Source organism: Thiofilum sp., from assembly GCF_016711335.1.
Taxonomy (GTDB): Bacteria; Pseudomonadota; Gammaproteobacteria; order Thiotrichales; family Thiotrichaceae; genus Thiofilum.
The window spans coordinates 2881871-2899871 of sequence record NZ_JADJTF010000001.1; the positions used below are offsets into that span (position 1 = coordinate 2881871).

An 18001-nucleotide genomic window follows, 5' to 3' on the forward strand; every position below is an offset into this window, starting at 1 on the left:
GAAGGATTTAGGATGAGGGTAGGTTTTCTATTTGCTCAGCTAGTTGTTCCCACAGGGCTAATCCTTCATTTGAGCCTAGTTCTTCGGCTAGGTTTTCTAGGTTTTTTAAGGCTTCAGCTAAATTAATCTTTTTGGCTATTTGATAGACCATTACCCATGCTTGTAGCGCTTCAGAAACTTGCTCATTTTGTAAATGAATGTGTCCCATATTGAATAAGGTGTAACACATACCTGCACTATCACCGATCTCCTGTTGAATGGCGAGTGAGCGTTGTAGGTAGTCGAGGGCGGTGGAGTAATCGCCGCGAGCATCGTAAATTTGCGACAAATTATTGAGGGTAGTGCCTTCGCCGGCTTTATTGCCGATCTCCTGTGTAATGGCGAGGGAGCGTTGAAGGAAGTCGAGGGCGGTGGAGTAATCGCCGCGAGCTTTAAAGATCTGCGACAAATTATTGAGGGTAGTGCCTTCACCGGCTTTATCGCCGATCTCCTGTTGAATGGCGAGGGAGCGTTGAAGGTAGTCGAGGGCGGTGGAGTAATCGCCGCGAGCATGAGCGAGAGCAGACAAATTATTGAGGGTAGCGCCTTCACCGGCTTTATCGCCGATCTCCTGTTGAATGGCGAGCGAGCGTTGAAGGTAGTCGAGTGCGGTGTCGTAATCGCCTCGTGCATCGTAAATTTGTGACAAATTATTGAGGGTAGCACCTTCACCGGCTTTATCGCCGATCTCCTGTGTAATGGCGAGGGAGCGTTGTAGGTAGTCGAGTGCGGAGTCGTAATCGCCTCGTGCTTTAAAGATTTGCGACAAATTATTGAGGGTAGCGCCTTCACCGGCTTTATCGCCGATCTCCTGTTGAATGGCGAGGGAGCGTTGAAGGTAGTCGAGGGCGGTGGAGTAATCGCCGCGAGCATCGTAAATTTGCGACAAATTATTGAGGGTAGTGCCTTCGACTTGTTTATTGCCGATCTCCTGTGTAATGGCGAGGGAGCGTTGTAGGTAGTCGAGGGCGGTGGAGTAATCGCCGCGAGCATCGTAAATTTGCGACAAATTATTGAGGGTAGTGCCTTCGCCTTGTTTATCGCCGATCTCCTGTGTAATGGCGAGGGAGCGTTGTAGGTAGTCGAGGGCGGCAGAAAATTGCCCCAAGTGGAGATTTTGCTTACCTGTCTGTCCTAAAGCCTCTGCTTTAATCTTTAAATCACTAGATTCACAAATGGGTGGCAACCATTGCTCTAATAAAACGGTATAGAGTCCAGCTCTACTAAGTGCTCCTACTATCCAATCCAAAGCCAACCGATGTGCGTCTAACTCCAACCCCGCAGTAGTCAAAGCCCCATGTGTAGCCAGCTTATACTCCCAATTAGTATTTACCCTTTCCTCCAACTGCCAATACAAAAATTTAGCCGCCGTTTGCAAAAGCGCTTGAGTGAGCGGTTCATAATGCTGATTCAAATAACTACTCACTAAGGGGGCGAGCTGATACTCCACACCGCGTTCAGTTTGATATGGCTCTACCAATGAAAACGCCAGCAGCTCCGCCAATAAAACCTCAGCCTCTGCCAACTCCAATAAATACCCCAGCTTCTTCACCCCCGACATTGGCACAGCTACCGGATAAGCCCGCAATGCCAGTAATAAGGACAAAGCCTCAGCACTGCAATGCTCTAATAACTTCGCCAGCGCCATATCGGTCTGAGCCTCAGCTTCCGCCGTACCCAAAGCCGCTAAAAACGCCGTTTCCTCCGCCACCTCCATCGTCTTTGCCGCTCTAGCAAAGTACTCTAAGGCACGGAAATTCCCACCCAGCACTTGATAAGCCTTTTGCAAGCGCTCACCCGTTAAAGGTAAAGCCTGTTGCCGCGCAAATGCCACATAGTCCCCATACACCGGACGCCCCAACGCACACTGCAATTCCTCTGACCAGTTGGGTAATTGCCAGCGTGAAGTAGCTAGTACCTTTAAACCCAACGCACTCACGGCTAAAGCGGCATCCAACCAGAGTTGTACTTCAGAATTATTAATCGTGTGGGGAGTGGTTAAATCTTGTACCGATTCGAGATTGTCAAAGAATAAAATCAGTTTGTTATTAAAGCGTTTAAGGCTCAGTTTCAGGAGCCATTCTAATAACTTAGCGCGAGGTAGTTGCTTGGTTTGTAGGTGTTGATATTGATTTTTGAGCGCCTCGTTTTCGACCAACGCCATTTCAATCGCTAGCTCGACCTCTGACCAGTCATGCTCAGGACGCAATGAAATACTAAACAGGTGATAGCCTTCATGAGTTAAACTCGCAATCAGCTTACTCGCCAATGCCGTTTTACCCATACCGCCCGCGCCCGTAATCAATAACCTATTATGGTGAGTACTCAATAATCGATTTTGCCACAGACGCAACTCTCGCCGCCGTCCCAAAAAGCGTTCAGGTACAGCAATTTGCCCTAATAATTCTTTAGTTGGAATGGGTGTTTTAGGCTTAGGCGTAAATGACCAATCAATTAGCGGTTGTTCAATATTGTGGCTCAATAATTGCGGTAAGCACCAATGTGTCTGTGCTAAAGCAGACAACTCTGGACTAGACTGGCTCTCGCGCCACACCTCACCCGTCAAAGGCTCAGCAATCGCCTGACGTGCTGCTTGCAGCGCAATATCTACTCGCTCCTTATCAGCAATTTTACCCAGTAGCGCCTTAGCAAACTGAATACCTGCCTGATCAAAGATAGACTCACGCATCCCGATCACTTGCGGCACACCTGCTCGATACAGTGCATTACTCAACCCCTTATCAGGATAGCGCGTGTCAAGTTCGGCACTCAAACACGCCGACAGCACCACCAATTGCACCGGAAGATTCGTGAAACAAGTGGCAATTTCTGCTTCAGTTACTGGATACCCATTACCCTGAGCGTCTTCAAATAGAAAACTACCTGTTGCGGTTTTTTTTAAATCATCAACTTTAAACAAACCATGCCCACTTAAATAAACCACATGCGGCTTAAAACGTTGCAGCTCAGCTTTAAACGTGTCAAAGCGCCCATCATCGGGCATATACAGCTCAATCTCGCCCTTTAATTCGGAGGCTAAGAGGACTTCCTGCACTTTCGCCTGTTCGTTTTCACTATCCAGCCGCTCCCGCTCACCTAAATCATCCGGCAAAGACGAAAATAATAGGACACGCAACGGTTCTGCTTGAGGTTTGGGAAGGGCTTGGAGCACATCAAAATAATGCCGCGACACACTAAAGGCTGGATTGTGTCCCAAAAAGCCAAACTCAGGGTGATACAGCGTTTCCCAAGGTAGTTGCATAACTGCTGCATCATTAGATTCAATAATAATCGGGACGACTTGGAGTCCAGCTAGTTGTTTGCGTGCTTTCAGTTCGGCTTGTTGCGAGCTATTTAAGGCTTGCCATAATGCCTCGCCCATTGCTTGCAAGTACTGATCATCGATCTTTTGATGATTTTTATAAGCACTTGCTAAGGCTTGAGCTTGAGTTACTAAATGTGGTGCTTGCGTCAAAAACTCAGCAGTAATAAGCATTTCAAAGGGCGAAGCAGACATCATTTATTCTCCCTTTTCAGCTTGGATAGTATGGGCAGGTTTAATCAGCCTGCGCTCAATCGAAACCCCACGCATGACCTCAATCTCGCGCTGAATTTCAAAGCGCACTTTAAGCTTGCCCCCACAAATCGGGCAGGTAGTGAGCTTAATCAGCTCATCCCCTTGAGCAGGTACATCTGGAATAGGGTAATCAAAAGTATTGGCACAATGCGGGCACAGCACTATCGTTAAATTAGCCATATTAGTTCCCTCACAACACCAAGCCAAAAATCACTAAACAAATACCAAAAAAGGTCGTCAAACTCGCAATCATGACCAGCATTTGTTTGCGCTCGGCGGTGGTCGCAAAATACTTTTCAAGTGCCAGCAGATTATTGGGATTGACTTTAGTTTTAATAGGCAACAACACCATAAAAGCTAAGCCCAGCGCCACCAACCAACTAGCAAAAGCAATTAAAATTAATACGCCTGAAATAGTGGCGGTTGCACCTTGGGTCAGTTTAAGCACTGCGCCATATAAAGCGGGAATGGCAAGATTCAAACTAATCAAAAGCTTAGCTAAATCTTCCATGCGTCCCGCTTGGTTGGCGACATCTTTGGCAAGGCTGTCTTGGAGGCTTTCGTGGTATTTAGACGGGCGTACTGGCAAAGTGCCAGCATTCACCACCGGAGCCTCATCATCATGAGTATCAGACATAGGGGTATTCCTGATAAAAAGCGGATGCTTAAGAGTTTATCAGGATTTAAAACACTGTGGCGTAAATTTGCCACTAATGCCGCCCCGAATGCCCAAATCCCCCCTCACCACGCTTACTTTGAGTAAACTCAGTCACAGGTTTTAACTCCACTTGCACCACGGGCACGACCACTAATTGCGCAATTCGCTCACCTACCTCAATGGTGAATGCTGTTTGCCCACGATTCCAACACGAAATCATCAATTGCCCTTGATAGTCTGAGTCAATCAAACCCACCAAATTACCCAGTACAATCCCGTGCTTATGCCCCAAACCAGAGCGTGGCAAAATCACTGCTGCCAGATTCAGATCACCAATATGTATGGCTAGCCCTGTAGGGATTAAAGTGGTTTCTCCGGGCTTTAAGGTTAAGGCGTGATCTAGGCAAGCGCGTAAATCCATACCCGCTGAGCCATCAGTGGCATAGCTCGGCAATGGGATCGTGTCACCGATACGGGAGTCTAAAATCTTATATTCTAGTTGAGGACGCATGAGCGGATATCCTTAAAAGAGTGATAACGGGCGGCGATTAACTGCATCAGTTGTTGAGCCAATTCACGTTTAGGCATTTCGGGGAAGGAATGTTGACCATCACGCCACACCACTTCTAAGGCATTGGTTTCTTGATCAAATACTTTACCCCCCGCGACTGAATTAGCCGCGACCATCTGTAAATTTTTGCGCTCTAATTTGCCGCGTGCATAAGTCATTAAATCATGGGTTTCTGCCGCAAATCCCACGCTAAATAACTCAGGGTAACGATCCGTCACAGTAGCTAAAATGTCCTGTGTGCGCTTTAAGGGTAAACTCAATTCAGTTGCTGATTTTTTGATTTTCTTATCAACCACTTCCTGTGGGGTATAGTCCGCCACCGCCGCAGTCGCAATGAAAATATTTTGCTCAGGCATATGGGCTAAGGTGGCATTGAGCATTTGCTCAGCGCTTTCAACCTTAATAAGTGTCACGTCAGGGGGAGCCTGTAAAGCGACGGGTCCTGAGATTAAAGTCACCTTTGCACCGAGTGCTTGAGCGGCTTCGGCTAGGGCATAGCCCATCTTTCCAGAGCTGCGATTGGAGATAAAACGCACTGGATCAATCGCTTCGCGCGTAGGCCCTGCGGTGAGAATTACCTTTACCCCATTTAAGGGGAGAGCACTCGTATCGGCTTGCAGTAATTGCATAATCTGTTCGGGTTCTAACATACGTCCAAACCCTATATCACCACAGGCTTGAGCACCGCTCGCAGGGCCTAATAGCTTGATATGGCGTGATTTAAGGGTGGCAATATTGGCTTGTGTAGCGGCATTAGCCCACATTTGTTGATTCATAGCCGGAGCAATATGCAAAGGTGCTTTACTCGCTAGACATAATGTCGTGAGTAAATCATCAGCAAAGCCATGTGCTAAACGTGCAATGCAATTAGCACTAGCAGGTGCAATGACGATTTGATCGGCCCAACGTGCGAGTTCAATATGTCCCATGCCCGCTTCAGCTTCGGGGTCTAATAACGTGGTATGTACCGGATTCCCAGACAGCGCTTGAAAGGTAAGAGGGGTTACAAAATGGGTAGCGCCCTCAGTCATACAAACTCTGACTTCAGCGCCCGCTTTAATCATGAGGCGGGTTAGTTCAGCAGCTTTATAAGCAGCGATGCCGCCGCTAATCCCTAAAAGAATATGTTGTTGCGCCAGTGTGGGCATAATTCAATCCGAGTTAATTTCTAGTGAAAACAAACAGCATGGCAATTACAGACTGGCCTATCGATGAACGACCCCGCGAAAAATTACTTCAACGCGGTGCTGAGGCACTGTCCGATGCTGAGTTGCTGGCAATTTTCCTTCGTACTGGAACGAGAGGCAAGACTGCTGTCGATTTAGCACGGGAATTAATTCAAGAATTTGGGAGCCTAAGGGCATTATTTGAAGCCACTCAAGAGCGTTTTTGCCAAGCCAATGGTTTGGGTGATGCTAAATATGTGCAATTGCAAGCCGTTTTAGAAATGTCTAAGCGCTATTTATTTGAAAGCTTAGAGCGCGGTGAACCGCTATCTGATCCTGATACTGTACGCTTTTATCTCAAAGCACGGCTGCGTGATTATCGTCATGAGGTGTTTTGCTGTTTATTTTTAGATACGCGCCATCGGGTGATTCAATTTGATGAGCTATTTCAAGGCACGATTGATAGTGCTAGTGTCTATCCGCGTGAAGTGGTGAAGCGTGCTTTGCATTATAATGCGGCAGCGGTCATCTTTGCTCATAATCATCCCTCCGGTATCGCAGAGCCTAGCAATGCCGATGAGCGTATTACGCAAAAGCTGAAAGAGGCTTTAGGGTTAATTGAGGTGCGTGTGCTCGATCATTTTGTGGTGGGAGAGCAGGTTGTGTCTATGGCAGAGCGTGGACTGATCTAGCGCTGTAAAGCTTAGTGCTAAACCTAACACTAAACTTTACCTTGTCATGCTTAGATTACTGTAGTCACTATGGCAGAATTGGAATTGGCGTTTTCCACGGCGATGGGATTGTTATTAGCACTATTACTGCTAGCTTGATTACCAGTTAGAGCAAGGTTAGTGTCAGTAGTCACAAGTGGCTCATTAGCAATATTATTGTCTGGTAAGCCAGTATTACTATTAATCAAGTGATGCCCGCCCGTGGTATGTCCATGAGATTTACTACCACAATGCTCTTTACCCACATTTTGATACAGTGAGTCTGTTCCACAGCCTGATGGCGTGCCCAAGGCAGATGAATGATGACCTATTTTCCCTACTAAGCCGCCTAATACATTGTGTAGATTTTGGGTATTACCTTGAAACCAATTACCACCGGATGCACATCTTGAGGTTTTGAAACTGTCGCTACCCGCTGTTTGGGTTGGGGTCGTGGGTGGCGTAGAGCATGTTCTAATAGAGTTAGTAGCATAGCTACCGACAAAACAATTGAAACTCATGTAAACACTCCAAAATTTGGAATAGGGGTTATTTTAATTATCGTGAGTCAGCTAGAGCATTATTAAACTGCTCTATTACTTCCTAATATATAAATTAAATTTATAAAAGTCAGCTTATGAGTGATGTGATCAGTGAAAAATCAGGTAAGCGGTTGGTATCGACACCCTTAGCAATCCTATTAAGCGCAGTCCTAGTAGGCATTAGTTAAGCACGTTTGTCTCAAGAGAGTACTATCCACTACCTCTAGCATTATGGCATGCTACTTCTCCCCGCTAGTGTTGGGTTTGAGCACCAAACCGAGTATGGTGTTTAGCCATCATCGCCCCTTGAGGAGAACCATTCATGTTACAAGTATTACGCATTTCGGGTTTTTTGGCTTTTTTAAGCTTAGCCTTTTTGAATGCGTTTGTAGATCTGGGTCATAAAATTATTATTCAGAATACTATTTTTAAAATTTACGATGGTTCTGAACAAGTTATTTTAACTGCCATAGTCAACGCCTTAATCTTATTACCTTTTATTCTAGCATTTAGTCCTTCGGGGTTTGTGGCAGACAAATATTGTAAACCTCAAGTCATGCGTTACAGCGCATGGGCTGCGGTACTCCTCACCTTACTTATTACCTTGGGTTATTATCAGGGATGGTTTTGGTTTTCGTTTGCAATGACCTTTTTATTAGCCTTACAAAGTGCCTTTTATTCACCGGCTAAATATGGCTATATTAAAGAGCTAATTGGGGAAAAAAAGCTAGCGCAAGGGAATGCTTTTGTGCAGTCCGTTACCATGATTGCTATTTTGATTAGCACCTTTCTCTTTGCCGTGTTATTTGAGGTGCGTTTAGAAAGTAATGCTTATACCACTGAGAGCGATATTTTACAGTTTATAGCCCCACTGGGTTGGGTATTAGTCGGATTATCATTGCTTGAAACTTTATTGGCTTATCAATTGCCCATGACTCCGGCGGCAGCACCAGAACAGCGCTATGCTTGGCAAGACTATGTGAGCGCTAAATCGAGCGTGAGTGATATTAACTATGTGCATAGCCAAAGTGTTATCTGGCTCTCTATTATAGGGATTGCGGTATTTTGGTCTTTAGCACAAGTTATTTTAGCTATTTACCCCAGCTATATAGAAAGCTCGCTCAATATTCATAATACAGCTTATATTCAAGGTCTAATGGCTTGTTCTGGCATAGGAATATTAATAGGTTCTTTAATTGCGGGGCGAGTATCTAAACACCATATTGAGACGGGGCTAGTGCCGATTAGTGCAGTGGGTGTGTTTTTTACTATTGGCTTAATTACTTGGTGGCCAACCATGACTCTACAAGCGCTGAACTTTTTAGTGCTGGGTATTATGGGTGGATTATTTGTAGTACCGCTGAATGCACTCATGCAATATCATGCTGAAAACAATCAACTAGGGCGCATTTTAGCAACTAATAACCTAATTCAAAATATAGCGATGCTGGGCTTTTTAGTGGGCACTGTCGCTTTAAGCTTAGCGGGTGTCAGTAGTCTATGGTTATTTAGTGTCTTAACAGTCATTGCCGCTTTTGGTGCTATCTATACTATTTATCATTTACCCGAATCTTTATTGCAGTTTGTAGCTAAGTATATTTTTAAAGCGCGTTATCGTTTAAAAGTATTAGGTTTTGAAAACTTGCCGGCGCGCGGCGGGGTGCTGCTATTAGGCAATCATATTAGTTGGATTGACTGGGCTTTAGTGCAAATTGCTAGCCCTAGGCGTTTACATTTTGTGATGGAGCGGGGCTATTATGAACGCTGGTATTTAAAATGGGTATTGGATTTATTTAAGGTTGTACCCATTCGCGGAGTTGCTAGTAATGAGGCGTTGAAAAAAATTACGCAATTGCTTAATGAGGGTGAAGTAGTATGTTTATTCCCAGAGGGCACTATTAGCCGTACTGGTCAATTAGGTGAGTTTAAAAAAGGCTATGAAAAAGCGATTGCGGACACAGAGGCTGTGATTGTGCCGTTTTATTTGCATGGCTTGTGGGGTAGTCGTTTTTCACGTTCCAGTGGTTTTTTACGAGCGAATCGTCAATCCGGTTTTAAGCGCGATATTATTGTGTCATTTGGTAAACCTCTTTCAAAAACCACCGATGCTGTTACCTTAAAACAAGCGGTGTTTGAGCTGTCTATGAGTTCATGGCAAGAGTATTCACGTATTCTAGATCCAGTGACTATTAATTGGTTACGTGTATCTAAGCGCCGTGGTATGGGTTTAGCCGCAGCCGATGTATTAGGCGATCCTATTAGCCATCACCGTTTTATGACGGGCGTATTTCGGTTTGCTAAAGCGATTAATCGTTTAAACCCAGAGCCTAATGTGGGATTGTTATTGCCAACGAGTGTGGGAAGTGCATTGGCGAATATGGCAGTATTCACCTTGGGTAAAACCGTGGTGAATTTAAATTTCACTGCTAGTACGGCTGCTTTAAGACATGCTGCTACCCAAACAGGGATGAAGCGTATTTTTACCTCGCAAAAATTTGTGGAAAAACTCAAAGAGCGCAATATTCAAGTGGCGGAGATTTTTGAGGGTTTAGAGCTGGTTTATTTAGAGGATATTAAGGCTAGTATTCCTAAGTATAAAATGATCATGACCTTATTGGCAGTCAATTTATTGCCAGCTAAATGGTTACAGTGGCGTTATGTAAAGCAAGTTGATTTAGAGGAAACTGCCGCTATTTTATTTAGTAGCGGCAGTGAAAGTTTACCCAAAGCCATTATGCTTTCGCATCGTAATATTGCCGCTAATGTGCGCCAAGTAGCCGATACACTCAATACTCGTGATAATGATGTATTAATGGGAACTTTACCTACCTTTCATGCTTTTGGCTTTTTAGCCACTACTATGTTGCCTTTAGCCGAGGGTATTCCCTTAATTTGTCATCCAGATCCTACCGATGGTTTGAATATTGCCAAAGGGGTAGCACGTTATGAAGCGACGGTATTATTTGGCACAGCTACCTTTTTACGGTTATACGCACGCAATAATAAAATCCATCCTTTAATGTTTCAGCCTTTACGCTTAGTCGTAGCGGGTGCGGAAAAGCTTACTCCAGAAGTGAGGAGGGTTTTCAATGAGCGTTTTGGCAAAATGATTTTAGAGGGCTATGGCGCAACCGAATTATCTCCGGTAGCGGCGGTAAATATACCGGATGAATTAGATTCGCGTTATTGGTTTGTGCAGCAAGGTAATCGTCCGGGCACGGTGGGTTTACCTTTGCCCGGAACCTGTTTCCGTGTGGTTGATCCTGATAGTTTAGCCATGTTGCCAATAGGTCAAGATGGTTTGATTTTAATTAGTGGACCACAAGTAATGAAAGGTTATTTGGATAACCCTGAATTAACGGCTAAAACCATTATCGAATTAGAAGGGACGCGTTGGTATAAAACCGGAGATAAAGGTCATATAGACGAGGATGGGTTTTTAACAATAGTAGATCGGTATTCACGCTTTGCTAAATTAGGCGGGGAGATGATTAGTCTCACTGCTATTGAAATGGAAATTCGCCAAGCGATGGAAAACCCTGATATGGATATAGTCGCGGTGAATTTAGCGGATGATAAAAAGGGTGAAAAGGTAGTGTTATTAGTATCATTATTATCCGGTGCTTATGAAGCTAAAGACATTCGTGCCAAATTAGTCGAAAAACAGATTAATCCCCTCATGCTTCCGGCTAACTACTATATGGTTGAGCAAGTGCCTAAACTAGGTAGTGGTAAAACTGATTTTGCAGCAGCACGTCAATTAGCACTGCAATTAGAGCAAAGTGCTTAATAACAGGAGTCTAAACGGATGATTACCTTTCCTAGTGCACCTCAACACGTTTTAGTAACGGGTGGAACAGGGTTTATTGGTCAAGCTTTAATTAAAGAACTGTTGGCTAATCAACACCAAGTGACGGTGTTGTCACGTAATGTACAAAAGGCTCAAGCCTTATTTAAGGGTAAAGTTCAGGCGATTAGTCATTTAGCTGATTTTAAACCTAATACACCGATTACGGCAGTGATTAATCTGGCGGGTGCGCGGATTTTGGGTAAACCGTGGACGGCAAAGCAAAAGGCTGTATTACGTGCTAGCCGGATTCAATTGACTCAAACCCTAATAGATTGGATGGCTCAGCAGACCACGAAACCGCCAGTGTTATTATCGGCTTCAGCGATTGGCTATTACGGGATTCAGCGTCAAGGCGATCAAACCGCTCTGACGGAAACTAGCCCACCCCAAGCGATTTTCATGTCAGAGCTATGCCAAGACTGGGAAAAAACCGCTCTACAAGCGCAAAGCTATGGTGTCAAAGTAGCGACCATGCGCTTTGGGGTGGTGCTGGGGCAGGGCGGGGCTTTACCTATGATGTTGCTACCCGTGAAGTTAGGGGTAGGAGGGCGTATGGGTACAGGTCAACAATGGATGTCGTGGATTCATCTTGAGGATTTATTACAAGCCTTAGCCCATGCATGGAGCGAGCTAGTGAATAATCCCAATGCAGCTAAGGCGTATAACTTCACCGCACCGGAAGTGGTCACTCAAGAGCAATTTGTAAAAACTGCTGCGGGCGTATTAAAGCGTCCGTCCTTTTTTCCCACTCCCGCATGGCCGGTGAAGCTTTTATTAGGGGAGCAGGCGGATTTATTACTGGAAGGTCAAAAGGTGATTCCACAGGCACTAACCCAAAAGGGCTTTAAGTTTAAATATCCTACGATGCGCTCTGCTTTAGAGGCGATTTGTGGTTAAGAGTAGCCGGAGGGGATTTTAGAGCGCGTTAAAAAATCATCACTTGCCAGTGGTGGTTGATCAACTATGCTTAAAGGTGGAGTAGTTGATTAAACCGTTACATAGCGAGGTATGGGTGATGAAAGTAGCATATTCCTTTATGGCGTTGGCGGCGCTGGCGTTGAGTATGGTGAGTTTGCCTGCTCAGGCTAGAATGATGATGGTGTGCACGATGGATGTGAAACAGTGTCCCGATGGTAGTTATGTGAGTCGGGACGCGAGTCGCGGATGTGCATTTAAAGCTTGCCCGACAATTAAACCGCCTGTGAAGCCTATTCCTAGACCTCCCAAACCGCTGCTTCCGCGTGGGTGTGCTAAGGATTTACGGATGTGTCCGGGGGGCGGGTTTGTGACACGTAATCCAGCTCGAAATTGTGCCTTTAATCCTTGTCCTAGACCTTGGCGTCCGCATCGTCCTGAGCGACCACAGCGCCCGATGAGACCACATCATTAATTTATCCTAGTTTGCAACCCTTCACTTACGAGGAGTGAAGGGATCTAGCATAGGGTTTTATAATTTAATGTTGGGTGGGAGTGGATTGGTTAGCAATCTGCTCCACTTCCTCAAGGCTCAGCTTAAATAAGTCCGCAATGGCTTGATGCGACATAGTATTCAGTGCAATCAGTTGTTTGATTCCTTCTAAAAGTCGCTGTTTAGCTTCAGCCTCTTTTTTGAGAGCTAATTCTTTTTCACTGAGCAAAGGTTCTAGTTCAGTGCGTGCTCGTGCAACGCCTGCATCAAAACCCTGTTTAATTCCTGCCTCTAGACCCCAGCGGTAAGTAGAGAAGCGGGTAATATCTACTTGTGTCAGCATCTTGATAGCCTCATCTAAATTGGCTTGTAAGTCCCTATTATCGCCTAAAGTTTCGAGCATTTCATAATAATTGCGAAACGCTTGTTCATTGTCGCCTGTGAGTTCGCGTAGACGGGTGACAATATAATTCACTACCTGTTGCGTAGGGCGTTCTTTGAAGTCACATAAAATTGCCAGCACTAATGCCTCAGGTGTGTCTTGAGCAAGGAGTAAGCTGCAATCGACGGTGTGCATATCCAGTATTTGATATTGGTAGGTAAAGCCCACTAAAGGCAAATGGTTTGGCATACTGAGGCGATGTTTGCCGATGTAGACCAAATATTGGTAAATCGGCTCTTCGGCGTACATCATTAAAATATCGCTGAGGTAGCGCAACATTCTAATAGGCATAGTTGCATCATTCGCGTTTTGAATTTCGACATGCAAAATAAAGTGTTCACCGGATTCGCGTTTACGCATTCGCGCCACCATATCCGCACGGCGTGACTCAACGCGCTGTTGTTCGGTTTGCAGGAGTTCTACTGAGTTTTTATCGACATCCAAATGCAGCAAAATATTAGCAATATCAGCGGCTAAGAATTGGAGTACGTCTTTGCTAACAATATCTTTTTCAGCCATAGTGGGTACTTTGGGTTGGAGATAGTGGGATTATAGTAGAGGGGGTTGGTCTCGCTAGGGTAGTAGTACTAAAGGGATTTATTTTTCTTGTTTGTTGGTTATAGACTTAAAGGTGTCACCTAGTAACACCTTTAGAGAGATAACTAATGGCAACTATGAATTCTAATGTGGCTAGTACTTCAGCAGGTACTACCTCAATCAAATTAGGCGCTCGCAAAGAAGCGTTAGCACAATTAGCCAAACACAAGCAACGTACTCTACATAGTTTAGTGTTAGAGGCGGTGGATAATTATGTTGCGCAAGAGCAAGCCCGTTTGGAGTATGAGGCTCAAGCAGTACGTTCTTATGAGAGTTTTCAAGCAACAGGATTGCATATTACTTTAGATGAATTAGAGACATGGGCAAAAAACCTCGGTACTACTAATTCACCAGAGCTGCCTGTATGTCACAAGTAATTTTATCGCCCGAAGCGCGAAATGATATTGCGCGTTTTGCAGATTTTTTAATTGAAAATGGGGCATATTTTCTAGAGTTGATTTCTCAGAGTTGTTGGTAAACTTGCACAAGTTTTAGCAAATTCTGGGCCTACTATTTGTATAAGAACATCATAGTGCTCAGGTATTATTCTCATACGAGCAAATATAAGTGCATTTTGTAGACTTTCTCTAACTAATTCTAATCCTAAGTGTTTTATGACTTGATTATGTGTAAATAAGTCAAATGAAGTTGCAGTTTTCAAAGTAGGTAGTTCTCGGCTACATAAATTTAGTCCCTTTTTTTCGTCTAATAATGCAGTAGATTTAGTCGTTTGCGCATAGGCAATAGTGGCGGACTCACCATCGTCTAAGTTTTCTAAGTTTGAGCCAAATCCCATAATTAACTCTTCAAAAAGCAATGATGAGGTTTCATCGAGTTTTGTGAGATGTAAAATACCCTGTTTGATAAGATAGTTTATATCCTGAAAAACAGAAGAACCTGCTTGTAGCTCTTCCATTACCTGATTAACGACTACTAAGTGATTAGGTACTTGTTCTAAGATTTGATAAGAGTATTTTGATTTAGATAAATTGATAATCACACTAGTATCTAGTACTAAAGTAGTATTTGAGTTATCAAGACAGCTTCGGTGCATCATCAAGCTCGTCCCCATCATTGTTTAAGGCGTCTAGAATTTCTCTTAACTCAATACGATCTATATGTAGTAATCGAGCTAATTGTCCTTCACTTAGAAGGTTTTTACGACTTACCTCTGCAATAAGCAAGTTCATTCTTAGAGATGTTGGCCTACTAGTTTCCCTTGAATAAGGAGCATTATATAATTCGCCCAATACTTGTTTAGCTTGTTCATCAGTTATACCACCATTATTACTGAACCAATCCCATGTTCCAGCTCTTACTAGCTCTAACTCTTCTAATCTCCTAACAGTAGCTTCTCTAGATACTCCTAGTTCATATGCTAAGGAAATAACATGTGTTCTCGTTAGAGTAGATGATCCAGTAGTAATTTCCTGAAATTTTTGTGTGACTAAGCGTGATGGCGTTAGAAAGCATCTAGCAAAGGCATTAGCATAGTTTTCTTCGCGAGAGGCTTGATTGGTATCAATTAAAATTTCTGGAGCATTTCTTGTTGAGATAAAATGTCCTAACTCATGAGCAGCACTAAAGGTACGACGATCATATCGATGTTTTGCGTTAATTAAAATGCAAGCCCCAATTTTTTCATCAAATGTGAATAAGCCTGAAATTTTGGGATCCAAATCCCTTACATAAACCCTAATTCCTAAGTCCATTTCCAATATAGCTAGAATATTTTTTATAGGACTAAATCCAAGCCCCAGCCATTGTCTTAATTCAAGGGCATTGGTTTCAGCTTGAAGTAATATATTACCTGAAAGTATTGGACGTTCTGGGGGATAGTTTTTATGCTTTGTGATTCCTAATAGTGTTTCTAATTCAACCTCTGCTTTGACAAGATTGCTTAAATAATTTGCTGCATTTAAAGCAGCTATTTCAGTACCCTCATTGGTTTTTCTAAATCTAGGTACAAGATCAATGTGAACAGCATGTTTACGTACTAAAGCATTAATTGATGTTTGGTAAAGCTTAGCCAACAACTCTAATTCTTCGAGCCGAACTTTTCTCTGCCCTTTTTCTATAGCTACAAGTGTTGTACGTGCAACTTTTATAACATCGGCAGCATTAGCTTGCGTAATACCTAAAGACTCTCTAGCTATTCTGAGTCTTTCACCTAACTCGGTAGGCGTAATAGAATTAGATATCATAATATTTTTCTCTTTTAACCCATTGGCTAATAAAAGAGCTGTCTCCTAGATAATTAAGAAAATCATTCCATTTTTTTCTATGTTGTCTTAGCATGGTTTCAAGTTTTCTCCTAACTTCAGGTTGAGGCTCATTTAAAGCATTTGCCAGTTTGAATGTTGTATTATCTAGCATATCCTCATTATAAAATGGCTTATTAACATCTGCTAAATCTTGTAGATGTAAAGTCCCAGCTATTGCATACTCAGACATAGATTTTAATTGAGAAGGTTTCATGGCTTTAACCACACCCTGATCAAATTTTGGTGTTTTCAGGTTTTCCCAGAGATAGTTTGTAATGGGTTCGTTAGCTCTAGCAGTATAAACACTTAAGCGTCTAAGCATACAAGCTGCACAGATACCACACTGTCTATGTTGGCCTGAAATAGATGATTGTCTTGATGATTGCCAACAAGTTTTAGTTTTTGTCCAAATCGAATCAGAGCTATTGATATTTAAATATGCTTGTAAAGTTTGGCCTTTAGTAAACCATATTCTAGGGAATTTATAAAATATATTGTAGTTTAAAATTAGATTAATAAATCTTTCTACTTTTCTTAAAAAAATAGGGTGATTTCTATAATCTGGATAAATTTGGCCTACAGGTACTAGGGCAACACCTAAGGAGCCTTGCCCACTTTCTGGGATAATTATATCTTTAGAATTAGAAAGATATCCTGATATAGCTGTGAGAATTGAAAATTTGAAGCCTCTAGATCTAACACTTGTTTCTGGTAAATTAAAAGCATATATCGAAAATGGAGTTAAGAGAAAGCGATCATTAGGGTTATTAGATTTTTTACTAAATTTCGCCCTGCCTCCTATCCGAACACGTTGCACTTCATCACCATATTCAAGATCAAGTAATTTTCCAACTAAATAAGAGTCCAGACCATTACTAAAGGGCATAATGACTTTAGGGGGATTTGATCTCATAGGAAGAGCCGTCTGTTTTATATTCTTATATTTTCTTTTTTTAAAATTGAGTATCCATTTATCACCAGTTAGGAAGTTAAGCGTTTCCACTAGAGCATTATAAGTTTCTTCTTGTTCCCATAATTGTCTTTCAAAAACAGGTATCGTTATGTTTATATATCTTCCCCAAATAACATGAGATCTTTTTTTTACTCTATCAGCAAACTCAACCGACGCAGCAACTACTAATAAGTCTTCAATAATGGGTTGTTCAGTTGAAAAAAAGTGTTGCTCTAAAACACTGGAGTTAAATTTGATATTTAGCCCTATTTCGCATTTAATACAATCTTTTTTAGGTTTTTCGTTTTCATCTACAACGTCAATATAGGTTTCTGATAGTTGTATAGGATAGTAACTCATCATAACGGTACTCCATCTTCTAGCCCATTGTATTTGATTGGCTTGCTTTGCTTTTCATTACTTAATAAGAACATTGCATTTTTTTTGCAATCAAGGGTTTGAATTGCTTGAGCAGAGCGTCTAATTACCTTTTGAGCGTTGCATGAGTTATCTTCTCTTAAGTAGTGTTCTGTAATTTGTCTATGCTTTCTACCTACTTGCTCATATATGGTTTTACTTAAAATGCTAATTATAGCCTCATCTCCAACTTTATTCTCAGCTAGAGCTTGTTGGGCAAATCCAATAGCTGTTTCAACTAATGGATAACCAGAGTAATTTATTTGGAGCTTTTCAAGTAAAATAAATTCTGATTTTTTATCAGAAAACATATTTATTTGATGATTAGAGGGTATTTTGAATAACGACTTAAAATCTTTAATTAGGTTTGGAGGTATTTCATTTTTGAAGTCCTGCCGAATAGCTTGTTCGAGAGTCTGCTTTATTTCAGTACTAGAAGAAACATCCATTTCTAATACTTTTGCAAATTTTTTCCACCAACGTTGACTTTTAAGAGATTTGTAAGGGCCATCACTCATATATTATGACTATTTAAGTATATTAATGTCAGAGTACTTTAGGATTTTTAATATGACATGTCAAGTTAAGTTGATTGAGAATAAAGAAATATATGTTATATGGTAGATGTGTAAGTAGGTATCATTAAATATTTTTAATAAAAATCATATAGTTAAACTTAAATGAAGTTTGTTTTTAGACCTGACATGTCAGCCTCATCTTGAGGTAGGAATGATGGTGATGTTGGTATGAATTTCGTGTGCTAAAAAAGTGAATTTACTAACAGTGATTATATGTATTTGTTTTTATT

The 18001-nt window shown here is 42.4% G+C and carries 16 protein-coding genes; 5 read left to right on the forward strand and 11 right to left on the reverse strand.

Translation table 11 applies throughout. The features are described from left to right. Positions 1–7: 7 nt before the first annotated feature. The 5 genes from IPL34_RS13735 to coaBC form a co-directional block, all read right to left on the reverse strand. Positions 8–3559 carry a tetratricopeptide repeat protein gene (locus IPL34_RS13735; RefSeq protein WP_296842017.1) on the reverse strand — a complete coding sequence of 1184 codons (3552 nt, stop codon included), beginning with the start codon at positions 3557–3559 and terminating at the stop codon, positions 8–10. Next, positions 3560–3796, reverse strand: coding sequence for a hypothetical protein (locus tag IPL34_RS13740; RefSeq protein WP_296842018.1), 237 nt, complete (start codon positions 3794–3796; stop codon positions 3560–3562). 10 nt (positions 3797–3806) lie between these two features. Continuing rightward, positions 3807–4253 (reverse strand): hypothetical protein, encoded by a 447-nt coding sequence (locus IPL34_RS13745; RefSeq protein ID WP_296842019.1) that lies wholly within the window; start codon positions 4251–4253, stop codon positions 3807–3809. A 73-nt stretch (positions 4254–4326) separates the two neighbouring features. Then, entirely contained in the window at positions 4327–4785 is a 459-nt protein-coding gene (gene dut / locus IPL34_RS13750; RefSeq protein ID WP_296842020.1) for a dUTP diphosphatase, read from the reverse strand. Then, positions 4770–5993 (reverse strand): bifunctional phosphopantothenoylcysteine decarboxylase/phosphopantothenate--cysteine ligase CoaBC, encoded by a 1224-nt coding sequence (gene coaBC, locus IPL34_RS13755; RefSeq protein ID WP_296842021.1) that lies wholly within the window; start codon positions 5991–5993, stop codon positions 4770–4772. The genes dut and coaBC overlap by 16 nt, the downstream gene beginning before the upstream one ends. A gap of 38 nt (positions 5994–6031) precedes the next feature. On the opposite strand from coaBC, the gene radC reads away from it, so the two are divergent. Continuing rightward, positions 6032–6703 carry a DNA repair protein RadC gene (gene radC / locus IPL34_RS13760; RefSeq protein WP_296842022.1) on the forward strand — a complete coding sequence of 224 codons (672 nt, stop codon included), beginning with the start codon at positions 6032–6034 and terminating at the stop codon, positions 6701–6703. Positions 6704–6753: 50 nt separating this feature from the next. Here radC and IPL34_RS13765 read toward each other — a convergent pair whose 3' ends face one another. Then, entirely contained in the window at positions 6754–7242 is a 489-nt protein-coding gene (locus IPL34_RS13765; protein WP_296842023.1) for a hypothetical protein, read from the reverse strand. Between the two features lie 343 nt (positions 7243–7585). Between IPL34_RS13765 and IPL34_RS13770 the strand changes: the two genes are divergently transcribed. From IPL34_RS13770 to IPL34_RS13780, 3 genes are all read left to right on the forward strand, one after another. Further along, the gene (locus IPL34_RS13770) at positions 7586–11053 is read left to right on the forward strand and encodes an acyl-[ACP]--phospholipid O-acyltransferase (RefSeq protein WP_296842024.1); all 3468 of its coding nucleotides are present in this window, start codon (positions 7586–7588) and stop codon (positions 11051–11053) included. An 18-nt stretch (positions 11054–11071) separates the two neighbouring features. Beyond that, positions 11072–12010 carry a TIGR01777 family oxidoreductase gene (locus IPL34_RS13775; protein ID WP_296842025.1) on the forward strand — a complete coding sequence of 313 codons (939 nt, stop codon included), beginning with the start codon at positions 11072–11074 and terminating at the stop codon, positions 12008–12010. Positions 12011–12128: 118 nt separating this feature from the next. Then, the gene (locus IPL34_RS13780) at positions 12129–12503 is read left to right on the forward strand and encodes a hypothetical protein (RefSeq protein WP_296842026.1); all 375 of its coding nucleotides are present in this window, start codon (positions 12129–12131) and stop codon (positions 12501–12503) included. 64 nt (positions 12504–12567) lie between these two features. Here the strand turns inward: IPL34_RS13780 and IPL34_RS13785 are convergent, their stop codons facing one another. Beyond that, positions 12568–13482, reverse strand: a complete 915-nt coding sequence (locus IPL34_RS13785) for a hypothetical protein (RefSeq protein ID WP_296842027.1) — start codon at positions 13480–13482, stop codon at positions 12568–12570. A gap of 146 nt (positions 13483–13628) precedes the next feature. Between IPL34_RS13785 and IPL34_RS13790 the strand changes: the two genes are divergently transcribed. Beyond that, positions 13629–13937 carry a CopG family transcriptional regulator gene (locus tag IPL34_RS13790; protein ID WP_296842028.1) on the forward strand — a complete coding sequence of 103 codons (309 nt, stop codon included), beginning with the start codon at positions 13629–13631 and terminating at the stop codon, positions 13935–13937. Between the two features lie 71 nt (positions 13938–14008). On the opposite strand, the gene IPL34_RS13795 is transcribed toward IPL34_RS13790, so the two are convergent. From IPL34_RS13795 to IPL34_RS13810, 4 genes are read right to left on the reverse strand one after another with little or no spacing between them, the layout of a single operon-like run. Further along, a complete protein-coding gene (locus IPL34_RS13795; protein WP_296842029.1) occupies positions 14009–14617 on the reverse strand; it encodes a hypothetical protein in 609 nt (202 codons plus the stop codon). Then, on the reverse strand, positions 14595–15764 hold the full coding sequence (locus tag IPL34_RS13800) for an XRE family transcriptional regulator (RefSeq protein ID WP_296842030.1): 1170 nt from the start codon (positions 15762–15764) through the stop codon (positions 14595–14597). The genes IPL34_RS13795 and IPL34_RS13800 overlap by 23 nt, the downstream gene beginning before the upstream one ends. Next, entirely contained in the window at positions 15754–17139 is a 1386-nt protein-coding gene (locus IPL34_RS13805) for a 7-cyano-7-deazaguanine synthase (RefSeq protein WP_296842031.1), read from the reverse strand. The genes IPL34_RS13800 and IPL34_RS13805 overlap by 11 nt, the downstream gene beginning before the upstream one ends. Then, positions 17136–17711, reverse strand: coding sequence for a hypothetical protein (locus tag IPL34_RS13810; RefSeq protein ID WP_296842032.1), 576 nt, complete (start codon positions 17709–17711; stop codon positions 17136–17138). The genes IPL34_RS13805 and IPL34_RS13810 overlap by 4 nt, the downstream gene beginning before the upstream one ends. Between the last annotated feature and the right edge of the window lie 290 nt (positions 17712–18001).